14 protein-coding genes are annotated in these 19,078 nt (G+C 64.8%); 7 read left to right on the forward strand and 7 right to left on the reverse strand.

From position 1 onward, the window contains the following. Positions 1 to 222 precede the first annotated feature (222 nt). From J2Y48_RS03785 to J2Y48_RS03795, 3 genes are all read right to left on the reverse strand, one after another. Entirely contained in the window at positions 223 to 1,017 is a 795-nt protein-coding gene (locus tag J2Y48_RS03785; protein WP_310412955.1) for a xanthine dehydrogenase family protein subunit M, read from the reverse strand. 14 nt (positions 1,018 to 1,031) lie between these two features. Then, entirely contained in the window at positions 1,032 to 3,383 is a 2,352-nt protein-coding gene (locus J2Y48_RS03790) for a xanthine dehydrogenase family protein molybdopterin-binding subunit (RefSeq protein WP_310412958.1), read from the reverse strand. Between the two features lie 132 nt (positions 3,384 to 3,515). Beyond that, entirely contained in the window at positions 3,516 to 4,004 is a 489-nt protein-coding gene (locus J2Y48_RS03795) for a 2Fe-2S iron-sulfur cluster-binding protein (protein WP_310412960.1), read from the reverse strand. Between the two features lie 431 nt (positions 4,005 to 4,435). On the opposite strand from J2Y48_RS03795, the gene J2Y48_RS03800 reads away from it, so the two are divergent. The 3 genes from J2Y48_RS03800 (at position 4,436) to J2Y48_RS03810 (ending at position 12,717) form a co-directional block, all read left to right on the forward strand. Next, positions 4,436 to 4,687 (forward strand): glycine zipper domain-containing protein, encoded by a 252-nt coding sequence (locus J2Y48_RS03800; protein ID WP_310412963.1) that lies wholly within the window; start codon positions 4,436 to 4,438, stop codon positions 4,685 to 4,687. 279 nt (positions 4,688 to 4,966) lie between these two features. After that, positions 4,967 to 6,886 carry an autotransporter assembly complex family protein gene (locus J2Y48_RS03805; RefSeq protein WP_310412966.1) on the forward strand — a complete coding sequence of 640 codons (1,920 nt, stop codon included), beginning with the start codon at positions 4,967 to 4,969 and terminating at the stop codon, positions 6,884 to 6,886. Positions 6,887 to 6,966: 80 nt separating this feature from the next. Beyond that, positions 6,967 to 12,717 (forward strand): translocation/assembly module TamB domain-containing protein, encoded by a 5,751-nt coding sequence (locus J2Y48_RS03810; RefSeq protein ID WP_310412969.1) that lies wholly within the window; start codon positions 6,967 to 6,969, stop codon positions 12,715 to 12,717. Positions 12,718 to 12,765: 48 nt separating this feature from the next. On the opposite strand, the gene J2Y48_RS03815 is transcribed toward J2Y48_RS03810, so the two are convergent. Next, positions 12,766 to 13,206 carry an Lrp/AsnC family transcriptional regulator gene (locus J2Y48_RS03815; protein ID WP_310412972.1) on the reverse strand — a complete coding sequence of 147 codons (441 nt, stop codon included), beginning with the start codon at positions 13,204 to 13,206 and terminating at the stop codon, positions 12,766 to 12,768. 148 nt (positions 13,207 to 13,354) lie between these two features. Between J2Y48_RS03815 and rocF the strand changes: the two genes are divergently transcribed. From rocF to J2Y48_RS03830, 3 genes are all read left to right on the forward strand, one after another. Then, on the forward strand, positions 13,355 to 14,287 hold the full coding sequence (gene rocF, locus J2Y48_RS03820) for an arginase (RefSeq protein ID WP_405030152.1): 933 nt from the start codon (positions 13,355 to 13,357) through the stop codon (positions 14,285 to 14,287). A 16-nt stretch (positions 14,288 to 14,303) separates the two neighbouring features. Next, positions 14,304 to 15,509: an ornithine--oxo-acid transaminase gene (rocD, locus tag J2Y48_RS03825; RefSeq protein ID WP_310412977.1), complete on the forward strand. Its 1,206-nt coding sequence runs from the start codon at positions 14,304 to 14,306 to the stop codon at positions 15,507 to 15,509. Between the two features lie 153 nt (positions 15,510 to 15,662). Continuing rightward, entirely contained in the window at positions 15,663 to 16,139 is a 477-nt protein-coding gene (locus tag J2Y48_RS03830) for a chemotaxis protein CheW (RefSeq protein ID WP_310412979.1), read from the forward strand. 145 nt (positions 16,140 to 16,284) lie between these two features. Here J2Y48_RS03830 and J2Y48_RS03835 read toward each other — a convergent pair whose 3' ends face one another. Beyond that, positions 16,285 to 17,163: an alpha/beta hydrolase gene (locus tag J2Y48_RS03835; protein ID WP_310412981.1), complete on the reverse strand. Its 879-nt coding sequence runs from the start codon at positions 17,161 to 17,163 to the stop codon at positions 16,285 to 16,287. Between the two features lie 225 nt (positions 17,164 to 17,388). On the opposite strand from J2Y48_RS03835, the gene J2Y48_RS03840 reads away from it, so the two are divergent. Next, complete coding sequence (locus J2Y48_RS03840; protein ID WP_310412984.1) at positions 17,389 to 17,943, forward strand: isoprenylcysteine carboxylmethyltransferase family protein; 555 nt, start codon at positions 17,389 to 17,391, stop codon at positions 17,941 to 17,943. A 17-nt stretch (positions 17,944 to 17,960) separates the two neighbouring features. Here the strand turns inward: J2Y48_RS03840 and J2Y48_RS03845 are convergent, their stop codons facing one another. Both J2Y48_RS03845 and fdhD read right to left on the reverse strand, forming a co-directional pair. Continuing rightward, complete coding sequence (locus J2Y48_RS03845; RefSeq protein WP_310412987.1) at positions 17,961 to 18,215, reverse strand: formate dehydrogenase subunit delta; 255 nt, start codon at positions 18,213 to 18,215, stop codon at positions 17,961 to 17,963. Positions 18,216 to 18,225: 10 nt separating this feature from the next. Further along, positions 18,226 to 19,068 (reverse strand): formate dehydrogenase accessory sulfurtransferase FdhD, encoded by an 843-nt coding sequence (gene fdhD, locus J2Y48_RS03850; protein ID WP_310412990.1) that lies wholly within the window; start codon positions 19,066 to 19,068, stop codon positions 18,226 to 18,228. Positions 19,069 to 19,078 lie beyond the last annotated feature (10 nt).

The following is a 19,078-nucleotide window of genomic DNA, read 5'->3' on the forward strand; positions in this document are numbered from 1 at the left end:
TCCGGGCGGAGTATGCCACCCACTTCGCCGCCTCCGCCTATACCTCTGGCGGGCCACTCGCAACGCAAAGACGCTGCGGCAAATCCGCACCGACCTTTGAAACATTGCAAGTTAGGCTACAAGGTCAAAAACCATCCCAACTTGATGCATGTCAAGCAAGAACGATTGCGGGGCGGCGCGCGCCGCCCCGCAAGGCCTTGTCAGGCAAGGTGCATGCAGCGATCAGGCCGCCGCGACGGCACGCTTTGCCATCACGTTGACGAGGTTTGCCCGGTACTCGGCACTGCCGTGGATGTCCGAGAGGAGGTCAGACGGGTCCGTCGTAACGTTGGCGAGCGCGCCGGACGAGAAGTTGGCAGACAGGGCCTTCTCCATCGCCGCGTGGCGGAACACCCCGTTGGAACCCGCACCGGTGACCCCGACGCGGACGCCACCGCCCCCCTTCGTCACGAAAACGCCGGCCATCGCATAGCGCGAAGCCGGGTTCGGGAACTTGCAATAGGCGGCCTTGTCCGGCTTTGAAAAACTGACGGCGACGATGATTTCACCCTCCTCCAGGGCCGTTTCGAACAGGCCGGTGAAGAAGTCGTCGGCCGAAATCTTCCGCTTGTCGGTCTCGATGGTCGCGCCCAGCGCCAGCATGGCAGACGGATAGTCCGCGGCCGGATCGTTGTTGGCGATCGAACCGCCGATCGTACCCATGTGTCGCACGTGCGGGTCGCCGATCAGGGACGCGAGATGGGCCAGCGCCGGGCATGCGGCTTTCAGGTCGGCGGAGGTAGCGACCTCGGCGTGGGTGGTGCCCGCGCCGATGCGAACCGTGTCGCCGGAGACGCTGATCCCCTTCATCTCCGGCACATGCCTGAGATCGATGAGATCGGTGGGCGCTGCGAGACGCTGCTTCATGGTCGGAATCAGCGTCATTCCTCCGGAGACATATTTGCCGTCGTCCGATGCCCCCTTCAGCCGGACAGCGTCAGCGACCGAGGATGCGCGATGATAGTTCGTTGCATACATATCCTGTCACTCCCTCAATGGGCCGCATGGGCCGCCGCCCAGACCTTCTGGGGCGTGGCGGGCATGGTGAGATCGTTGTTGCCGATCGCGTCGGTGATGGCATTCATCAGCGCCGGCGGCGAACCGATGGCGCCGGCCTCGCCGCAGCCCTTGATGCCGAGCGGATTGTTCGGGCAGGGGGTGTTCTGGTGCGAGACCTGGAAGGACGGTAGGTCGTCGGCGCGCGGCATGGCATAGTCCATGTAGCTCGCCGTCAGCAGTTGCCCGGTCTGCGGGTCGTAGTGGACACCCTCGAGCAGCGCCTGGCCGATCCCTTGCGCGATTCCACCATGCACCTGGCCCTCGACGATCATCGGATTGATGATGTTGCCAAAATCGTCGGCGGCGACGAACTGGATGATCTCGGTCTTGCCGGTGTCGGGATCGACCTCGACCTCACAGATGTAGCAGCCGGCCGGGAAGGTGAAGTTGGACGGGTCGTAGAAGGCGCCTTCCTTCAGGCCCGGCTCCATCCCGGCGGGCAGGTTGTGGGCGGTGTAGGCGGCGAGCGCGACCTGGAACCAGGGCACCGACTTGTCCGTGCCCGCCACCTTCAGCTCACCATTCTCGATGACGATGTCGCTCTCGTCGGCTTCCATCAGGTGGGCTGCGATCTTCTTCGCCTTGGCCTCGACCTTGTCGAGTGCCTTGACGATCGCCGACATTCCGACCGCGCCGGAGCGCGAGCCATAGGTGCCCATGCCCATCTGCACCTTGTCGGTGTCGCCGTGGACGATCGAGACGTTGTCGATCGGCACACCGAACCGGTCGGACACGAGCTGGGCGAACGTCGTCTCATGGCCCTGGCCGTGGCTGTGCGAACCGGTGAGGACCTCGACCGTGCCGACGGCGTTCACCCGCACCTCCGCCGATTCCCACAAGCCGACGCCCGCGCCGAGCGAGCCGACCGCAGCCGACGGGGCGATCCCGCAGGCCTCGATGTAGCAGCTCATGCCGATGCCGCGCTTCTTGCCGCGCTTTTCCGCCTCCGCCTTGCGCCCGGCAAAACCGGCCCAGTCTGCCTGTTTCATCGCCGCCTCGAGCGAGGCTTCATAATCGCCGGCGTCGTAGTTCATGATCACCGGCGTCTGGTGGGGGAAGGAGCGGATGAAGTTCTTCCGCCGTAACTCCGCCGGCGAGACGCCAAGTTCGCGTGCCGCTGTCTCCATCGTACGCTCGATGAGATAGGTGGCCTCCGGCCGCCCTGCCCCGCGATAGGCATCGACCGGCGAGGTGTTTGTATAGACCGCCCGGACGTTGGCATGGATCGCCGGAATGTCGTACTGGCCGGACAGCAGCGTTGCATAGAGATAGGTCGGCACTGCCGAGGAGAAGAGCGACATGTAGGCGCCGAAGTTGGCGATCGTGTCGACCTTGAGCGCGGTGATGCGGTTGTCCTTGTCGAAGGCCATCTTCACGGCCGAGACATGGTCGCGGCCATGCGCATCGGTGAGGAAGGCTTCGGTGCGGTCGGCCGCCCACTTGACCGGAACGCCGGTGCGCTTGGACGCCCATAGGCAGACGATCTCCTCCGGGTAGATGAAGATCTTCGAGCCGAAGCCGCCGCCGACGTCCGGTGCGATCACCCGAAGCTTGTTCTCGGGCGCGACGTTGTAGAAGGCGCTCATCACCAGCCGCGCCACATGCGGATTCTGGCTGGTGGTGTAGCAGGTGTAGTGATCCTCGGCGCTGTCATAAATGCCGAGTGCGGCGCGCGGCTCCATCGGGTTCGGCGCCAGGCGATTGTTGAGGATCTTCATCTCGGTGACATGGGCCGCAGCGGCGATCGCCGCGTCCGTGTCGGCCTCGCTGGTGCCGATCGCCCAGTCGTAGATGAGATTGCCGGACGCCTCAGGGTGGAGCTGCGGCTGGCCGCTTTGCAGCGCCGTCACCGCATCGGTCACCGCCGGCAGTTCCTCGTACTCGACGGCGACCTGCTCGGCCGCATCCCGCGCCTCGCCGACACTGTCGGCGACGACGACGGCAACGGCATCGCCGACATAACGCACCGTCTCATGCGCGAGCGGCCGCCAGGCGCCCATCTTCATCGGACTGCCATCCTTGGAGTGGATCATCCAGCCGCAGATGAGATTGCCGATTCCGTCGGCCTGCATCTGCTGGCCGTTCAGGATCCCGATCACGCCCGGCATGTTCTCCGCGGCCGACGTGTCGATGCTCTTGATCTTCGCATGCGCGTGCGGCGAGCGCACGAACACGGCATGCTTCATGCCCGGCACGACCATGTCGTCCGTATAGCGGCCCTTGCCCGTCAGGAACCGCTTGTCTTCCTTGCGCGCCACCCGCGCCCCGATACCATCGACACCCATCAGTCATCTCCTCCCGAGATACGTCGAGCCGATAGGAAGCAGCCGAGGATTCAACGAACAGAGAGTCCTTTTCCGGCCACCAACACCATCGGACTTGTCCTTCTGGCTATTGGCTGTTCTCTATTCGCGAGGCTATTCGGCCGCCTGGCGGCCGGCGCTCATCTCCTCGGCGGCGGCGAGGATCGCCTTGACGATGTTGTGGTAGCCCGTGCAACGGCAGATGTTGCCTTCCAGGTTCTCGCGCACCGTCTTCTCATCCAGCTTGCCGCCGTAGCGGTTGATCATGTCTACCGCGGTCATAACCATGCCCGGCGTGCAGAAGCCGCATTGCAGGCCGTGGTTCGCCTTGAAGGCCGCCTGCACCGGATGCAGTTCGCCATTCTGGGCGAGACCTTCGATCGTGGTGATGGAGGCGCCGGCGGCCTGGACCGCCAAGGTGGAACAGCTCTTGATCGACTTGCCGTCCATGTGCACGACGCAGGCGCCGCATTGCGATGTATCGCAGCCGACATGCGTCCCGGTCAGGCCCAGCTTGTCGCGGATGAAGTGGACGAGCAGCGTGCGGTCCTCCACGTCACCGCTGACCTGCCGGCCATTGACCGTCATCGTTACCTTCGTCATTCGTTCCTCCCTCGTGGTTCACGCCCGCGAGGCATTCCGGATCCGAAATCGGCTTTGGCGGCGAATTCGAAAAACCGAAACACCTGCAAATTCCGCGCTGCAACCGGGACCATTTATCAGTCCGCCCGACGGACCGTGACGCCCCCTCGCCGTCCGACCCTGCAGCCACCGCATCATTCGTCCTTTTCAATCTGTGATCAACCGCTTCTTTGCCGGCCAATCGAAATTTTTACGCTGAAACGAACAGGAACGGCAGGCGCCATGCCTTTATTCACGAAGCAAAAAAATACTTTGCGCCCATAGACTTCCCCATTTTCGGCCGTATTGTTCGCGTTTGTGACATTGCCTAAATGCGAATCGGCAACGCCGATTTGGGGGACATTCGAGAAGCTGGCGCCTACCTGCACCGGCACAACCTTGGAGAGATTTGCATGAAGAAAGCCATCGCGCTTGTGCTGATCGGCCTGTCGGTCGCAAGCTGCACGCAGACGGAGAAGGGGGCTGGCATCGGCGCAGCCACCGGCGCAATCATCGGCGGCGCCGTCACCGGTAACGTCCGCGGCGCAGCCGTCGGTGCTGCTATCGGCGGCGTCAGCGGTGCCGTCATCGGCCACGTCACCGACCAGCCCGGCCAGTGCTACTACCGCGACCGCTACGGCCGTCGCTACATCGACCGTTGCTGATCCAAAGCGGAACACAGCGAAAAGCTTCACGAGACCCCGGCATCGTCCGGGGTCTTTTGCCTTAATGCAACGGTCGCGGCGGAAATCCTCTCCACACTGCGAATTTTCTTCCCAACCGGCTGGAACCGCCGTTAATCTTAGGGAAATGCTAACAGGCTAGGCTCAAAGCCAGCCTGCGTGGCGTGACAGACCGTCGTTCGGACTGCGAGTGCCGCACAATCTGAGGAGAGACGGGCAGAAGCCGGTCCATCGTCGGAACGGGAAAGGCAACAACAGCGGATGCGGCAGCGTATCGACCGGCCGAGATTGAGTATTGCGTTCTTGCGAGCTGGCACGAGCCTAGCGATCGCGACCGCACTCGTGATTCTGCCTGCCGCCACGCCCGCCTTTGCCTTCAAGATCTTCGGCATGCGCTTCTTCGAGCGCGACGCGGAGGAAGCGGAGGTCATCGATCCGGTCAACTACACGCTGACCTTCGATGCCGGCACCGATGACGACGAACTCAAGAAGGCGATCGAGGCAAGCACCCTGTTGAAGCAGGACGAAGGAAAGCCGGTCTCCGGCGATCTCGGCCTCGTCATCAAGGCGCGCGACGATCGCGACCGAATCCTGGCCACCCTCTACGAAAAGGCCCGCTACGGCGGCGTGGTCGAGATCCGCATCAACGGCACACCGCTCGATTCGTTGCCGCCCCTTCCCGATTTTCCCTCCGGCAAAGTACCCGTTGCGGTGACGGTGCGCCCCGGCCCGGCCTTCACCTTCGGAACCGTGACGCTTTCAGGGGACGCCGCCGGGCGCTCGCCTGCGGACTATGGGCTGGTTCACGGCGCCCGAGCGGATTCGACCATCATCATCAAGGCCGGTGAGAAGGTGGTGGCGGACCTCAAGGCGGAGGGGCGGCCGCTGGCCAAACTCACCGACCGGAAGGCGATTGCCGACCACAAGACCAACACCGTCGATGTCGTCATCGGTGCCGAGGGCGGACCGGTCGCCAGTGTCGGCGATGTGACCGTGGCCGGGGCCAAGGGTGTCGATCCCGGGTTCGTCAAATACTATTCGCGCATCAATGCCGGCCAGCCATACTCGCCGGAACGGTTGACCAAAGCGGCTGACCGGCTGCGCCAGCTTGGCGTGTTCTCCAGCGTGACCATCCGCGAAGCCGAGACGCTCGCCCCCGACGGCACGCTGCCGATGACGATCGAAGTATCGGAAGGCAAGCAGCGCTACTTCGGCGCTGGCGCGCAGTTCTCGACCATCGACGGTTTTGGTCTCCAGGGTTACTGGGGCCACCGCAACCTGTTCGGCCGCGCCGAGTCGCTGCGGATCGAGGGGACGGTAAACGGCATCGGCGAGGGCAGCGGTTTCGACGACATCGGCTATTCCGCCGGGTTCCTGTTCGCCAAACCCGGCGCCTTTGGTCCGGCATCGACCTTCACCGCGAGCCTGAAGGCCGCGATTGCCGACACGGACGCATACTATGCGAAGAGCCTGACATTGGCGGTCGGCGCAACCTTCGAGCTGACGGACCGCGACACGGTGTCCATCGGCGGCGAAGGCGCCTGGATGGGCGTGAACGACCCATTCGGCGACAACACCTACCTGACAGCCGCCGTTCCGATCGAATACGTTCGCGACACGCGCGACGACAAGCTCAACCCGACGACCGGCTATCGGGCGATGATCAACGCCAAACCGACTTATGAATTCGACCACAGCACGTTCTTCTCGAGCTTCGAGACCTCCGGATCGGTCTACCAGGCGCTCGGCGCCGAAGAACGCGTAGTGCTAGCAGGCCGCCTTGGCGCGGGCACGATCGTCGGCGCGTCGACGCTGCCCGACATCCCGGCTCCCCGCCGCTTTTATCTCGGCGGCGGCGGTACGGTCCGCGGATACGGCTTCCAGGATATCTCGCCGCGAAACAGCGACGGCGACCCGATCGGTGGCCGCTCCTACGTTCTCGCCTCGGCGGAGGTCCGGGTCAACGTCACGGAAAAGATCGGCATCGTGCCGTTCATCGATGCGGGCACGGTTTCACGCGACGAGATCCCCGATTTCAGCGACATCCGCGCCGGCGCCGGCATCGGCCTGCGATACGCCACGCCCTTCGGGCCGATCCGGCTCGATGTCGCAGTTCCTCTGAACCCCTACGCCGACGGCGACTCTTTCGGGATCTACGCCGGCGTGGGGCAGGCCTTTTAATTGACGCCGCGAGCACATTTTGAAGCGTGCTTTCCGTTCGGGGATTCCGGTTTTCGGGGTTATGCTTTAGGACTTGAATCATGAGCCGGTTCTTCAAATTCCTGCAGCAGGCGCTTCGCTACGTCGGCTACGTTGCCGCCCTCCTCGTTCTGGTCCTCCTGAGCGTGATCGGCTTTGTCGGCTTCACCGACGCCGGCGCCCGGCTCGCCGCCTCTTTCATTGAAGATGCAACCGCCAATTCCGACACCCGGATTGCGATTACCGAACCGTCCGGTCTGTTGACGGGCCGCTTCCGCGCCGGCGCGATCACGCTTAGCGATCGGGAAGGCAGCTTTGCGGAAATCCGCGACGTTGCCGTCGACTGGTCGCCACTCGATCTGCTGTTCTTGCAGTTCAACGCCCAGCGCCTCACCGCAAACGATATGCTCATGTCGCGCCGGCCGGTTCAGGGAAGCGAAACCAGCACCGCATCCGGCGGCAAGGCGTTTTCCCTGCCCGTCACCGTGCAGGTCGACAGCATCGAGGTTCCGAACATCAACTTGGCCGCAGATGTGGCCGGCATTGAACAGCGCCTGCGCCTTTCCGGTAGCGGTGGCTTCGACCGCAAGAGCATTGCGCTGAACCTTGCCCTGACGGCGAAGGACCAGCCCGGCATCTCCGCACTGGTGGACCTGGTGTTCGATCCCGCCGAGGACAAGCTCCTGCTGAAGGCGGACATCACCGAGCCGCCGGGTGGCATGCTCGCCCGCGCGCTGCTCATACCCGGTGAACCCGCCGTGGCCGTGCGCCTGACCGGCGATGGACCGCTGTCGGCATGGGCCGGGCGGCTGACGGCGGCGCTCGATGGAACCGAAGTGCTCGCCCTCGACGCGCGCCACGACCAGTCCACCAGCGGCCTTCACACCGTCGCCCTCAAGGGCGGCGGCACGTTCGAGGCGTTGCTGCCGCCGCACCTGCGGCCGCTCTTCGCCGGCACGACGGCAATCGACGTGGCCGCCGCGACCAACGGCCGTGACCTCCTGCGCATCGAGCGTGGCCTCGTGGCGACGGGCGCGCTGTCGCTGAACGCGGCCGGCTCGCTGCAGACTACGGGTGAAAACAACCTCAACATCCGACTGACGGGTGCCGACAGCGCGACGCCCATCCCGGTCCGCTGGCCGATGGCCAATGGCGATTTCACAGCCGATCTCTACGGACTTCAGCTGGTAGCCTCCGGCCCCGCCGAAGCGACCGCCGTCAACCTGAACGTCAACCTCGCCAGCGCGACGATGCCGCAGGGACGGCTGGAGAGCGTCCTTCTGACGGCCAGCAGCGCCGATACGAACGTCTCGACGAAAACAGGACATGCGAACGTGACGCTGATCGCCGAACGATCGGCCATGTCCGACCCCAATCTCGAACGGCTCGTCGGCACGCCACTGAAGGTCAACGCGGCCGTTGCCTTCTCCCCCGAGCAAGTGAGCTTCGCCCCTGTCGCCATCGAAAGCAGCAGCATCGGCGGCCAGATCACCGGCAGCTATCAACTGGCACCATCGACGGGAACGGCTACCTTCAATTTGTTCGCGCTACCGGAGGTCCTGCCCGACGCTATGGCTTCGCGGGTGCAGGGAACGATCGCACTCAAGGGAGAGGCAGCGCTCGGAGCTGGTGGTGCCTTGTCGCTCTCGAACCTTCAGCTCAAGTCGAACGTGGCGGAAGCGACGGGAGAAGCGAGCCTTGGCAAGGGCAGCCTGCAGGCAAAGCTTGTCGGGCGGCTGATCGATGCCGGCGCCTTCATCTCCGGCGGCAGCGGCGAGATCGCCTTCGACGCAACCGCGAGCGGCCCTGTAATCGAGCCCAGCGTAAAGGCGAAGATCACGTCCGCCCAGTTGGGGCTTGCAGGCCGGACACTCGACAGCATTGCCATCGATCTCAACGGCAAGGCATCCGCGACAGCGCCCGCCGGCGACTTCACCTTGACTGCCTCCATGAACGGCCAGCCGATCAACGTGCGGTCCAGCGTCGTCTCCGACGCCGGCCAAATTTCGGTACCGACGCTCGAGGCGATTGTGGGCAACAACAAGCTGAACGGCGCGCTGACGCTCGGCGAAGGTCTTTTGCCGGACGGCACGATCCGCTTCGATTTCCCAGACCTGTCGACGCTGGCGACGCTCGCCGGCCAGAGCGCAACCGGCGATCTCGCCGGCACGCTGACCTTTGCCAACGCGAACGGCAAGGGATCCCTGGTGGTCGCCGCGACGGGAACCGAGATCCGCCGCGACACCGCGGCAATCTTCAAGCCGGTTCTCGAGGCCACCATCGAGGACCTGAGGTCTGCGGCCGTCTCCGGTACGCTCCGCGCCGATCTTGCCCGCGTCGGCGAAAACGACCTGGAAGCCCCGATTGTGACCTTCACGCACTCGGGAAGCATTACCGGCTTCGACATTGCCGGACGCTACGAGAACGCGCCGCTGGCGCTTAAGGGCGATGTCGCCCGGCAGGATGCGACGACCGTGATCGCGCTCAGGACCCTGGATGCCGCGGTCGCCGGCATGCCGCTGTCGCTGAAGGAAGCGGCCTCGATCTCCATTCTCGACGGCAACATCTCCTTCGACAATCTCGCGATCAATGCCGGTGATGGCGTCATCTCCATTTCCGGTTCCGCCAACCCGGCCGGCAAGAGCAGCCTTGCGATCAACCTGAGCGGAGCCAACGGGGGCCCCGCGGAGTACCGGGTTCCCACCGAGGACGGCGAAGCGGTCGCTCGCATCGAGACGGCGCAGCTGACGCTTTCCGGTGAATTGAAAGCAGCGGCGATATCGCTTGCGGCAACGGTTGCATCGGCACAGGCGCCGCAGGGGTCGGTGTCGGGCGCCGACGTCGTCGTCACTAGCGATGCTTTCGACCTGATCAACCGCCGAGGCAACCTCAAAGCGGGCATCTCGGCCGCGATGGTCGACCTTTCGAACGCTGACGCCAACCGGCTGCTCCAGGCGCCGCTCAACGCAACGGCATCGCTCTCGGTCACGCCGCAGCGCATCGACTTCAACGACGTTGCCATCGACGGTACCGGCCTGAACGTCAAAGCCGATGGCCACTTCGTCACGGAAGATGCATCGGCGGCGGCAAAGGTTGAAGCAAGCGTTGCGGCAACGGCGCTGCCGCCCGCGCTGTCCGCCCGCCTCGACACGCCTCTCCAACTGACGGCGGATATCGTCCGCGGGGCGGATGGTGCAATCAACATCCAGTCCTTCGACCTTGCCTCCGGCACGATCACGGCGAACGGAACGGCGAAGCTTGCCGGAGAAACTCTTGAAGCAAGGCTGTCCGGTACGCTGCCCAATCTTTCAAAGCTGCTCGCCGACGCCAAGGGCAAGGCAACCTTTGAGGCGACAGCGACTGGGCCGCTTGCAGCACTCGGCGTGAAGGCCGAACTGCAGGCAAGCGGCGCGGAACTCGCCGGCCGCACGCTGAGTGACCTCGTCGTCACGCTCGACGGCACGGCCGACCGGGCAAGGCCGTCCGGAAACCTCACCGCGACGGGCGCGATCGGTGGCCAGGCGATCAACGTCAAGTCCAGCGTCGTTTCCGAGAATGGCAGGATTTCCGTTCCGTCGATCGACGCGCGCATCGGCGAGAACGTGCTGACCGGTGCCCTGAAACTGGATACGAACTTCCTGCCGGACGGCACCGTCAAGTTTGATTTCCCCGACATCGGCCTGCTGGCGGCGATGGCCGGCCAACAGGCAAAGGGCGACCTTGCCGGATCGGCCAGCATCACCGCGGTGGGCGGCAAGACTGCAATCTCGGTCCAGGCGTCCGGCTCCGGCATCACGCGGGACCAGTTCCGCATTGTCCAGCCGCGCGTCGACCTGAAGACCGACGATCTTCGCTCGCTCGCCATCTCCGGCAGCGTTCGTGCCGAGACGTTTGCCTCCGCCACCAACCGAGTGGACGCGCTGGCACTGAATTTCTCTCAGCAGGGTGCCAAGACTCTGTTCGATCTCGACGCCCGCTACGATGGCGCGCCGCTTGCGGTCAAAGGCTCGGTGGAGCAACAGCAGGGCGGCATGGCGATCGGGCTCGATGCTTTCCAGGCCACCCCGCGGGGGATTGCGGTTCGGCTCGACCGGCCCGCGGTCCTGACAGTCCGGGGCAATGCGGTCTCGATGAACGACTTCACGATCCGCACCGGCAGTGGCGCTATCGCGGTCAGCGGCACCGCGGGTGAAAACCTCAGCCTCGCCGTCAGGGTCAATGCCGTGCCGGCCAGCCTGGCCAACACCTTCTCGGCTGGGCTCGGGGCGGAGGGCTCGATCGGTGGCACGGTGAACGTCAAGGGTACGGCTGCGGCACCACAGGTGAGTTACGCCCTGACCTGGAGCAATGCGGCGACAACCCAGACCCGCTCTGCCGGCGTTGGCCCGCTGACCATCGGCGCCGATGGGCAGTTCGCCAACAACATCGTGCAGGTTCAAACGAGGCTCACCGGTCCGAACGGGCTCGCTTTCAGGGGCGGCGGTACCGCGGGTGTCACGGGCGATATGACCCTCGACCTGACTGTCTCCGGCACCTTGCCCTTCGCACTCCTGCAGGGGCCACTCGCCCAGCAGGGCTTCATGCTGACCGGCAATGCCACGGTCGACCTCGCCGTCAGGGGGCCTGCGAAAAGCCCATCCGTCACCGGCACGATCACGACCTCCGGCAGCCAACTGGTCGATGTGAGGCGCAATGTCTCGATCGAAAACCTGACGGCCCGCGTGGTGCTCGACGGCCGGCAGGCGGTGATCCAGCAGTTGACCGGCCGCGTCGCAACCGGCGGCCAGATCTCCGCGACCGGTTCCATCGGCATCGTCCCGGGGTCCGATTTCCCGGCCGATCTGGCGATCAGGCTGAACGACGTCACCTATGTCGACGGCCGGCTGGTGACGGCCAACCTCACCGGTGAGCTGACGGTCAGAGGACCGTTGCTCGCCAGCCCCGTTCTCGGCGGCCGCATCGAGATCCGGCGAGCCAACATTACCATCCCGCAGCAACTGCCGGGGTCGCTTGCCGAGATCGACATCAAGCATCGCAACGCGCCGGCCGACGTCAAGGCGATGGCGGCAGCGCTCCGCGGTGATCAGGGGGGCGGCTCCGGAGAAGTGCGCGGTATCGGGCTGGACCTGCGGATCGATGCGCCGAGCCGGATTTTCGTGCGCGGCCGCGGCATCAACGCAGAACTCGGCGGCAGTCTGACCCTGCGTGGCACCTCACTCAGTCCCATCGTTTCCGGCGGCTTCGATCTGCTGCGCGGACGATTGGAAATCCTTGCCAAGCGGCTCGATTTCACGAGCGGCCACATCGGCTTCACCGGCGGCCTCGTCCCGACGATCAATTTTGTCGCGACCTCCAGCGTCAGCGCCACGACAATCAACATCAACATCGCCGGGCCGGCCAACAATCCGTCCGTCACCTTCACCTCGTCGCCGGCCCTTCCACAGGACGAGATCCTGGCACGCCTGATCTTTGGCCGTTCGATGAACAACCTCTCCGCCTTCCAGATCGCCCAGCTCGCGGCAGCGGTCGCCGATCTCGCCGGCGGCGGCGGTGGCGGTTCGCTGCTCAACGGACTTCGCAGCAGGCTCGGGATCGACGACCTCGACATCACCACCGACGCCCAGGGACGGGCCCAGGTATCGGCTGGCAAATACCTGAACGACCGCACCTATCTGGAACTGAAGCAGGATCCGGAGACCGGCGGCGGCAAGGCGGCGATCAACCTGGACATCGGCAAGGGCGTAAAGTTGCGCGGCGAAGCCGGCAGCAACGGCGCCGGCGCCGCCGGGATATTCTATGAGAAGGAGTATTGAAGGCGCACCTTCGTCCAGCGAGCAGTTGGCCCTCCGTTATCTGGGCCGCTACGCGAGCACGCTCTTGGTCGTCTTCAAGAGAATGTTCGTCTCCGTCGAGTTGATGCCGTCGATCAGGCGGATGCGCCGCAGCGTCTCGTCGAAGGTGCCAAGGTCCTTGTCCTCCAACTCGGCGATGAAATCCCAGCGACCATTGGTCGAATGAAGAGCGCGGACCTGCGGTAGCCCGCGCAGTTGCGCCGCCACGCGGTCTGCCATTTTCCCCAGTACCTCGATCATCACGATCGCGCGAACGCCGCTGCCACTGAGTTCAGCGCCGGTGCGGATCGTGAACGCCGCGATCGTGCCCGACTGCACCAGGCGGTCGATCCGCGCCGACACCGTCGCCCGCGACGTGCCGGTCATTGCCGCCAGCGACGAGACCGGCATGCGCGCATTGTGACGAAGCGCGCTGATGAGGGCGTGATCGAGATCGTCCAGACTTATCATTCTGCTCTCACCTGCTTTTCATTATGCAGTTTTCGGCCTTCTATTTGTCAGTTTATCCCCTTTTTGCCAACGCGGTGAAGGGCAATAATCGCACCAAATCCGGCCGGACCGGAAAGAACGAACGCACGCTCTGCGGGGACTGGACATGATGGCACAGAAGCAAACCATCGCGCTGATCGGCGCGCCGCTCGAGGAAGGCTCCGGCCGCCGCGGCGCCGCCATGGGACCGACAGCACTGAGGATCGCCGGCATCGATACCACGCTGGGCGAGCTCGGCCACGCCATCGTCGACGAGGGCGACCTGCAGCCACTGCCGGCCCGCGACCTCGCTAGTCACCCGCGCGCCAACAACCTGCAGACGGTGGCTGGCTTTACGCGCGCGCTCGACGCTGCGGTGCACGAGGCTGCCCGGGCCGGACGGTTTCCGCTGATCCTAGGCGGCGATCACGCGCTCTCGATGGGGAGCGTCTCCGGCATGGCGCGCCATGCCAAGGACGTCGGAAAGCCGCTGTTCGTGCTGTGGCTCGATGCGCATGCCGACTTCAACTCACCCGAGACCTCACCGTCCGGCAACATGCACGGCATGCCGGTCGCCTTCTTCTGCGGCGAGGCCGAGTTCGCACCGATCCTTGCCGCGGGCCGGCCGCTGGTGGACCCGAAGAACGTCTTCCAAGTCGGTATCCGCTCCGTCGATGAGCGCGAGCGCGAGGAGATCGCCGAGCACGGCGTCAATGTCTACGACATGCGCGCCGTAGACGAGACGGGCATGGCCGGCATCATGCACGAGATCATCGACACCGTTCGCCGCGCCGACGGGCTCTTGCACGTCAGCCTCGACGTCGACTTTCTCGACCCCGAGATCGCGCCGGGAGTCGGCACCACCGTTCCGGGCGGCGCCACCTTCCGCGAGGCGCACCTGATCATGGAGATGCTCTGCGACAGCGGCCTCGTCGCCTCGCTGGATCTCGTCGAACTGAACCCGTTTCTCGACGACCGCGGCAAGAGCGCCCGCATCCTTGTCGAACTGACCGCAAGCCTTTTTGGTCGCCGCGTGCTCGATCGACCGACACGCAGCGCCTGACAATCCGGAGGAACCGATGACACCCACGACCGCAAGCCTGATCGAAACCGAGCACCGGCTCGGCGCCCACAACTACAAGCCGCTCGACGTCGTGCTTTCCCGCGGCGAAGGCGTCTATGTCTGGGACGTGGACGGCAACCGATATCTCGACTGCCTCTCGGCCTACTCGGCCGTCAACCAGGGCCACTGCCACCCGAAGATTCTCGCGGCGATGGTGGAACAGGCGAAGAAGCTGACGCTGACGTCACGCGCCTTCCGCAACGACCAGCTTGCGCACTTCTATGAGGAGATCGCGTCCCTCACCGGCTCGCACAAGGTCCTCCCGATGAACTCCGGCGCGGAAGCCGTGGAAACCGCGATCAAGGCCGTCCGCAAATGGGGCTACGAGGTCAAGGGCGTTGCCAGGGACAAGGCCGAGATCATCGTCTGCAACGACAACTTCCATGGCCGCACCATGGGGATCGTCGGCTTCTCGACCGATCCGGACGCACGCGAAGGCTTCGGCCCGTTCGCCCCCGGCTTCAAGCACGTGCCCTTCGGCGATATCGACGCGTTCCGGGCGGCGATCACCGAAAACACCGTTGCCTTCCTGGTGGAGCCGATCCAGGGCGAGGCCGGCGTGCTGATCCCGCCGGCCGGTTATTTCGCCGCCGCGCGCGAGCTCTGCACCAAGCATGGCATCACCCTGATCCTGGACGAAATCCAGACCGGCCTCGGGCGCACCGGAAAACTGCTCGCCGAAGAGCACGAGAAGATCGAGGCCGACGTGACGCTGGTCGGCAAGGCGCTGTCCGGCGGCTTCTACCCAGTCTCGGCGGTGCTCTCCAACAGCGAGGTCCTGGGCGTGCTGAAACCCGGCCAGCACGGCTCGACCTTCGGCGGCAATCCGCTCGCCTGCGCCATCGCCCGCGCCGCGCTCCGCGTGTTGACCGAGGAGGACATGATCGGCAACGCCGCCCGCATGGGCGAACGCTTCCAGAAGGGTCTCACCGAGATCCGCTCCAACATCATCAAGGAGGTGCGCGGCCGCGGCCTGATGCTCGCCGTCGAGCTCGACCCGGCCGCAGGCGGTGCGCGCAAGTATTGCGAGGCGCTGAAGGAGCGCGGCATCCTCGCCAAGGACACCCACGGCGACACGATCCGAATCGCCCCACCGCTCGTCATTAACGCCGACCAGGTCGACTGGGCCGTCGCCCAATTCGCAGCCGTGCTGCGCGACTGACTGTGGCAGCGGGACTCCGCCAGATCCCCCGCCGCCATGACGCCGGCCCGCCCCGTGCGGGTCGGCGTGCCGGTTGAGCAATCCTTAACCTCGCCGAGGTTATCCTCATCGCCTGCAAGCCATACAGCGCGGTTAGATGAGGCACGACTTCCCATGACGACCTTCAACACGGCCGGCTTCGCCGGCGAAACCCTCGAGATCATCGCCTTCCGGCTGCATGATCAGGAATTCTGCGTCAAGACGACCACGATCCGCGAGATCCGCGGCTGGGCACCATCGACCCCGATTCCGCATTCGCCTCCCGACGTCATCGGCGTCATGAACCTGCGTGGCACCGTCATTCCGATCATCGACCTTGCCCACAAGCTCGGCATGAAGAGCACCGAGGCCAACGAGCGGAGCGCCATCGTCGTCGCCGAGGTGCACAACATGGTGGTCGGCCTCGTCGTCGATCGTGTGTCGGACATCCTCACCATTCGTGCCGACCAGATCCAGCCCGTTCCGGAAGTCACGACCTCCTTCGACAAGGTCTATGCCGAGGGCATCATCGCCCACGAAAACGGCATGATCTGCTTCCTCAACCTGGCGCGCATGTTCAAGGAGCGCGACGTCGAGGAAATGGCGGCCTGAGCCTGAAAGCACAAGCCTGATCTGCCGAAGCCGCCCGATTGAAAGATCAGGCGGCTTTTGAGGTTTTGGACGGGCTCCGGGCACTCGATTTTCGGGGCGCACGCCGACCTCGTTCGTCCTGCGTCGAAACGCTGGGCTAGGAATGCTATCCCCTTGCGCGCGCCGTCACGCGGCGGACGTGCGCCTGCCAGGCAGACGCCGTATCGGCGGCGACGGTGTCGAGGAAACGGTCGAGGATGGGATTGAAGACGTCCGGCCGCTCCCAGAAGGGCGCATGTCCGGCACCGTCGATGACGATAGTCTCGTCGGAAAAGTGGCCCGGAAGGTGAATCCCGGAAAGATAGCCAAGCTTTACGAAAGGATCGTCGGCCCCGGCCACGATGGCGATCGGAATCGACGCCGTCTCGACTGCGCGTCGCTGGTCGGCGCCGTCCCCTCGCGCAAGACTCTGTGCAAAGACCGACCGGACCAGGCCGTCCGCTCGCAGGACGAGATCCTGGTAAGGGGCGGGTTTGACCGACCCGAAGCACAGCGAGGAAAAGCGCGCGGCATCACGCTCGCTGAAGGTCTGCTTCGAGGTCAGAAGAAGATCCCGCGACGGATGGAAGGCCCGGAACATGCCGATCAGTCCCCGTGGCATCGGCGGCGCGCCGCAAAGCATCAGCCCGCGAATGCGCGTGCTGCGGCTCATCCACTCGATTGCGGCATGGCCACCGAGCGACCAGCCGAAAATGGCAAGCCGCTTCAGGTCGAGGGCTTCGGCAATTTCCTCCAGGCAGTCGGCGAAGCCGGTGACCGCGTAGGCGGACCTTGGATCGCGTGCGTCCTCCGAATCGCCATGCCCCGGCAGATCAACGGCGATCAGCCGCCAGCGCCCGGCGAGCCCGCTGTCGAACTGCTTCTCGAACACCCGCCGGGAGAAGCTGGAGCCATGGATCAGCAGGATCGGGAATCCGGACCCACCCGTGTCGCTGTAGCGCACGGCTCCGTGACGGGTCACGATCGTCCGAATGTTGAACACCATCATCCAAGTCCCGATGAGAACGCCGCGCGCCGCGCGGAATCGCTCCCGGAGGATACACGTCGATCATGAACGAGACGCTAAGGCTGGCGGCGCGGCGGTGCCGCCAAACGCGAGGTGCGGCGACGATTACGCGGTACGGATATCTTCGAGCCGCATTGCGGCAGCGTCCGAGCGCGGATATGGTTCGATACCGTACAAGAGGGGGTCGGCAGCGCCGACAGGGGAATGGAAACAGCACTGGATATCGCAGTCACCTGCGTGAGCGTCATCGTCGTCGGCTTCTACACGTGGTCTTTGCGCGGACATTTTTCATCGCCGCGCATGCCGGCCGGCATGAAGGTCGTGTCGGCCGCGGTGACGTTGACGACACTCTGTTTTCTTTATCTCCTCTGGAGCCGGCAGCAGCCGGTTGCCGCGCAACTGGTCGGCCTTGGTCTCGAAGTTGCGGCCACAGTGCTCTTCTGGTGGGCGATTTCGGCTTCCCGCAAGGCCCGTCTGCGCTTTGCCTTCGACCCCGACAAGCCGGACAGCCTCGTCACGATCGGGCCGTATCGTCTCGTACGGCACCCGTTCTACACGTCCTACATCATCTTCTGGACCGGGTGGGCGATTGCGACCTGGACCCTGTGGGCCGCCCTTCCGGTGCTCGCCTTCGTGGTCATCTACGTTGTCGCGGCGAAAGGCGAGGAAAGCAAGTTCGCCGCCACGCCGCTGGCGATCGAGTACGAGGCCTATCGCCGCCGGACCGGTTTCCTGATCCCGAAGCTGGTCCGGGCATAGACCGGAAGGAACGGACGTCAGCCGCCGGAGGCGTTGCTGCCCACTGAGGGCGGCGGAGGGCGGCGAATCAGCGGCACGGCGTCGAGCACCATCTGATCCAGCCCTTCGCCACGGTGATTTTCCACGATCGCAAAGAACTGGCGGCGCATGCGCGGCTCCCAGAACTTGTTGATATGGGTGGCGACCCCCTTCGGCCCGTCCTCTCCTGGCTGGGAATGGAAGAAGGTGGCGATCTGATTGGCCATGCGGACCAGCTTTGCTTCGTTCGACATGAACTGTTTCCTACCTGTTGACGACCCGGCGTCCGGCATCGCCCGAAGACGACACCACGCGCTCGGCGCCTGTAAAAATTTCGAACTCGTCACCGCGCACCAGCGCGATCAGCGTCACACCGGCCTCTTCGGCCGTGCGGATGGCAAGCGCGGTGGGCGCCGAGATGGCAATGATGAAGGGACTTCCGACGACGGCCGTCTTCTGCACCATTTCGACGGAGACTCGGCTCGTAACGACGACCGCCCCCGCGCTGCCGCGATAGCCGGCGCGGGCAGCCGCACCGGCGAGCTTGTCCAGCGCGTTGTGCCGGCCAACGTCCTCGCGCACGCCAATCAGCCCCTCACCCGGAACGAAGAAGGCAGCACCATGGACGGCGTGCGTCTCCATGTGCAGAGGTTGTTGGCCGTTCAGAAGGCGCACGGCCTCGACGACCTCGCTCTGCGTCAGCACCAGCGCCGACGTCCGCACCGACGGCGTCACCCGAACGGCCTGCTCGATCGATTCGATGCCGCACAGTCCGCAGCCGACCGGCCCCGCCATATGGCGACGGCGGGCGGTCAGCGCCGTGCTTTGTGCGTCGGCGAGGCGGATCTGCAGGTCGATGCCCTTCTCTTCCGCAACGACTTCGACCAACTCGATCTCGTCGGCACCAGCGATGATGCCCTCCGTCAGGCTGAAGCCGACCGCGAAGTCCTCGAGATCCCCCGGTGTTGCCATCATCACCGCATGGGTCGAGCCATGATAGGTGAAGGCGACCGGAACCTCTTCAGGAACAGTGCGCGCCCGCTCCTCAAGCCGCCCGGCGCGCCGGGCCAGCTCGGGAACCCTGGTGGTCGTGCTGAATTGCGTCATCGACACATCC

The organism is Mycoplana sp. BE70 (genome assembly GCF_031455855.1).
Classification (GTDB): domain Bacteria; phylum Pseudomonadota; class Alphaproteobacteria; order Rhizobiales; family Rhizobiaceae; genus Mycoplana.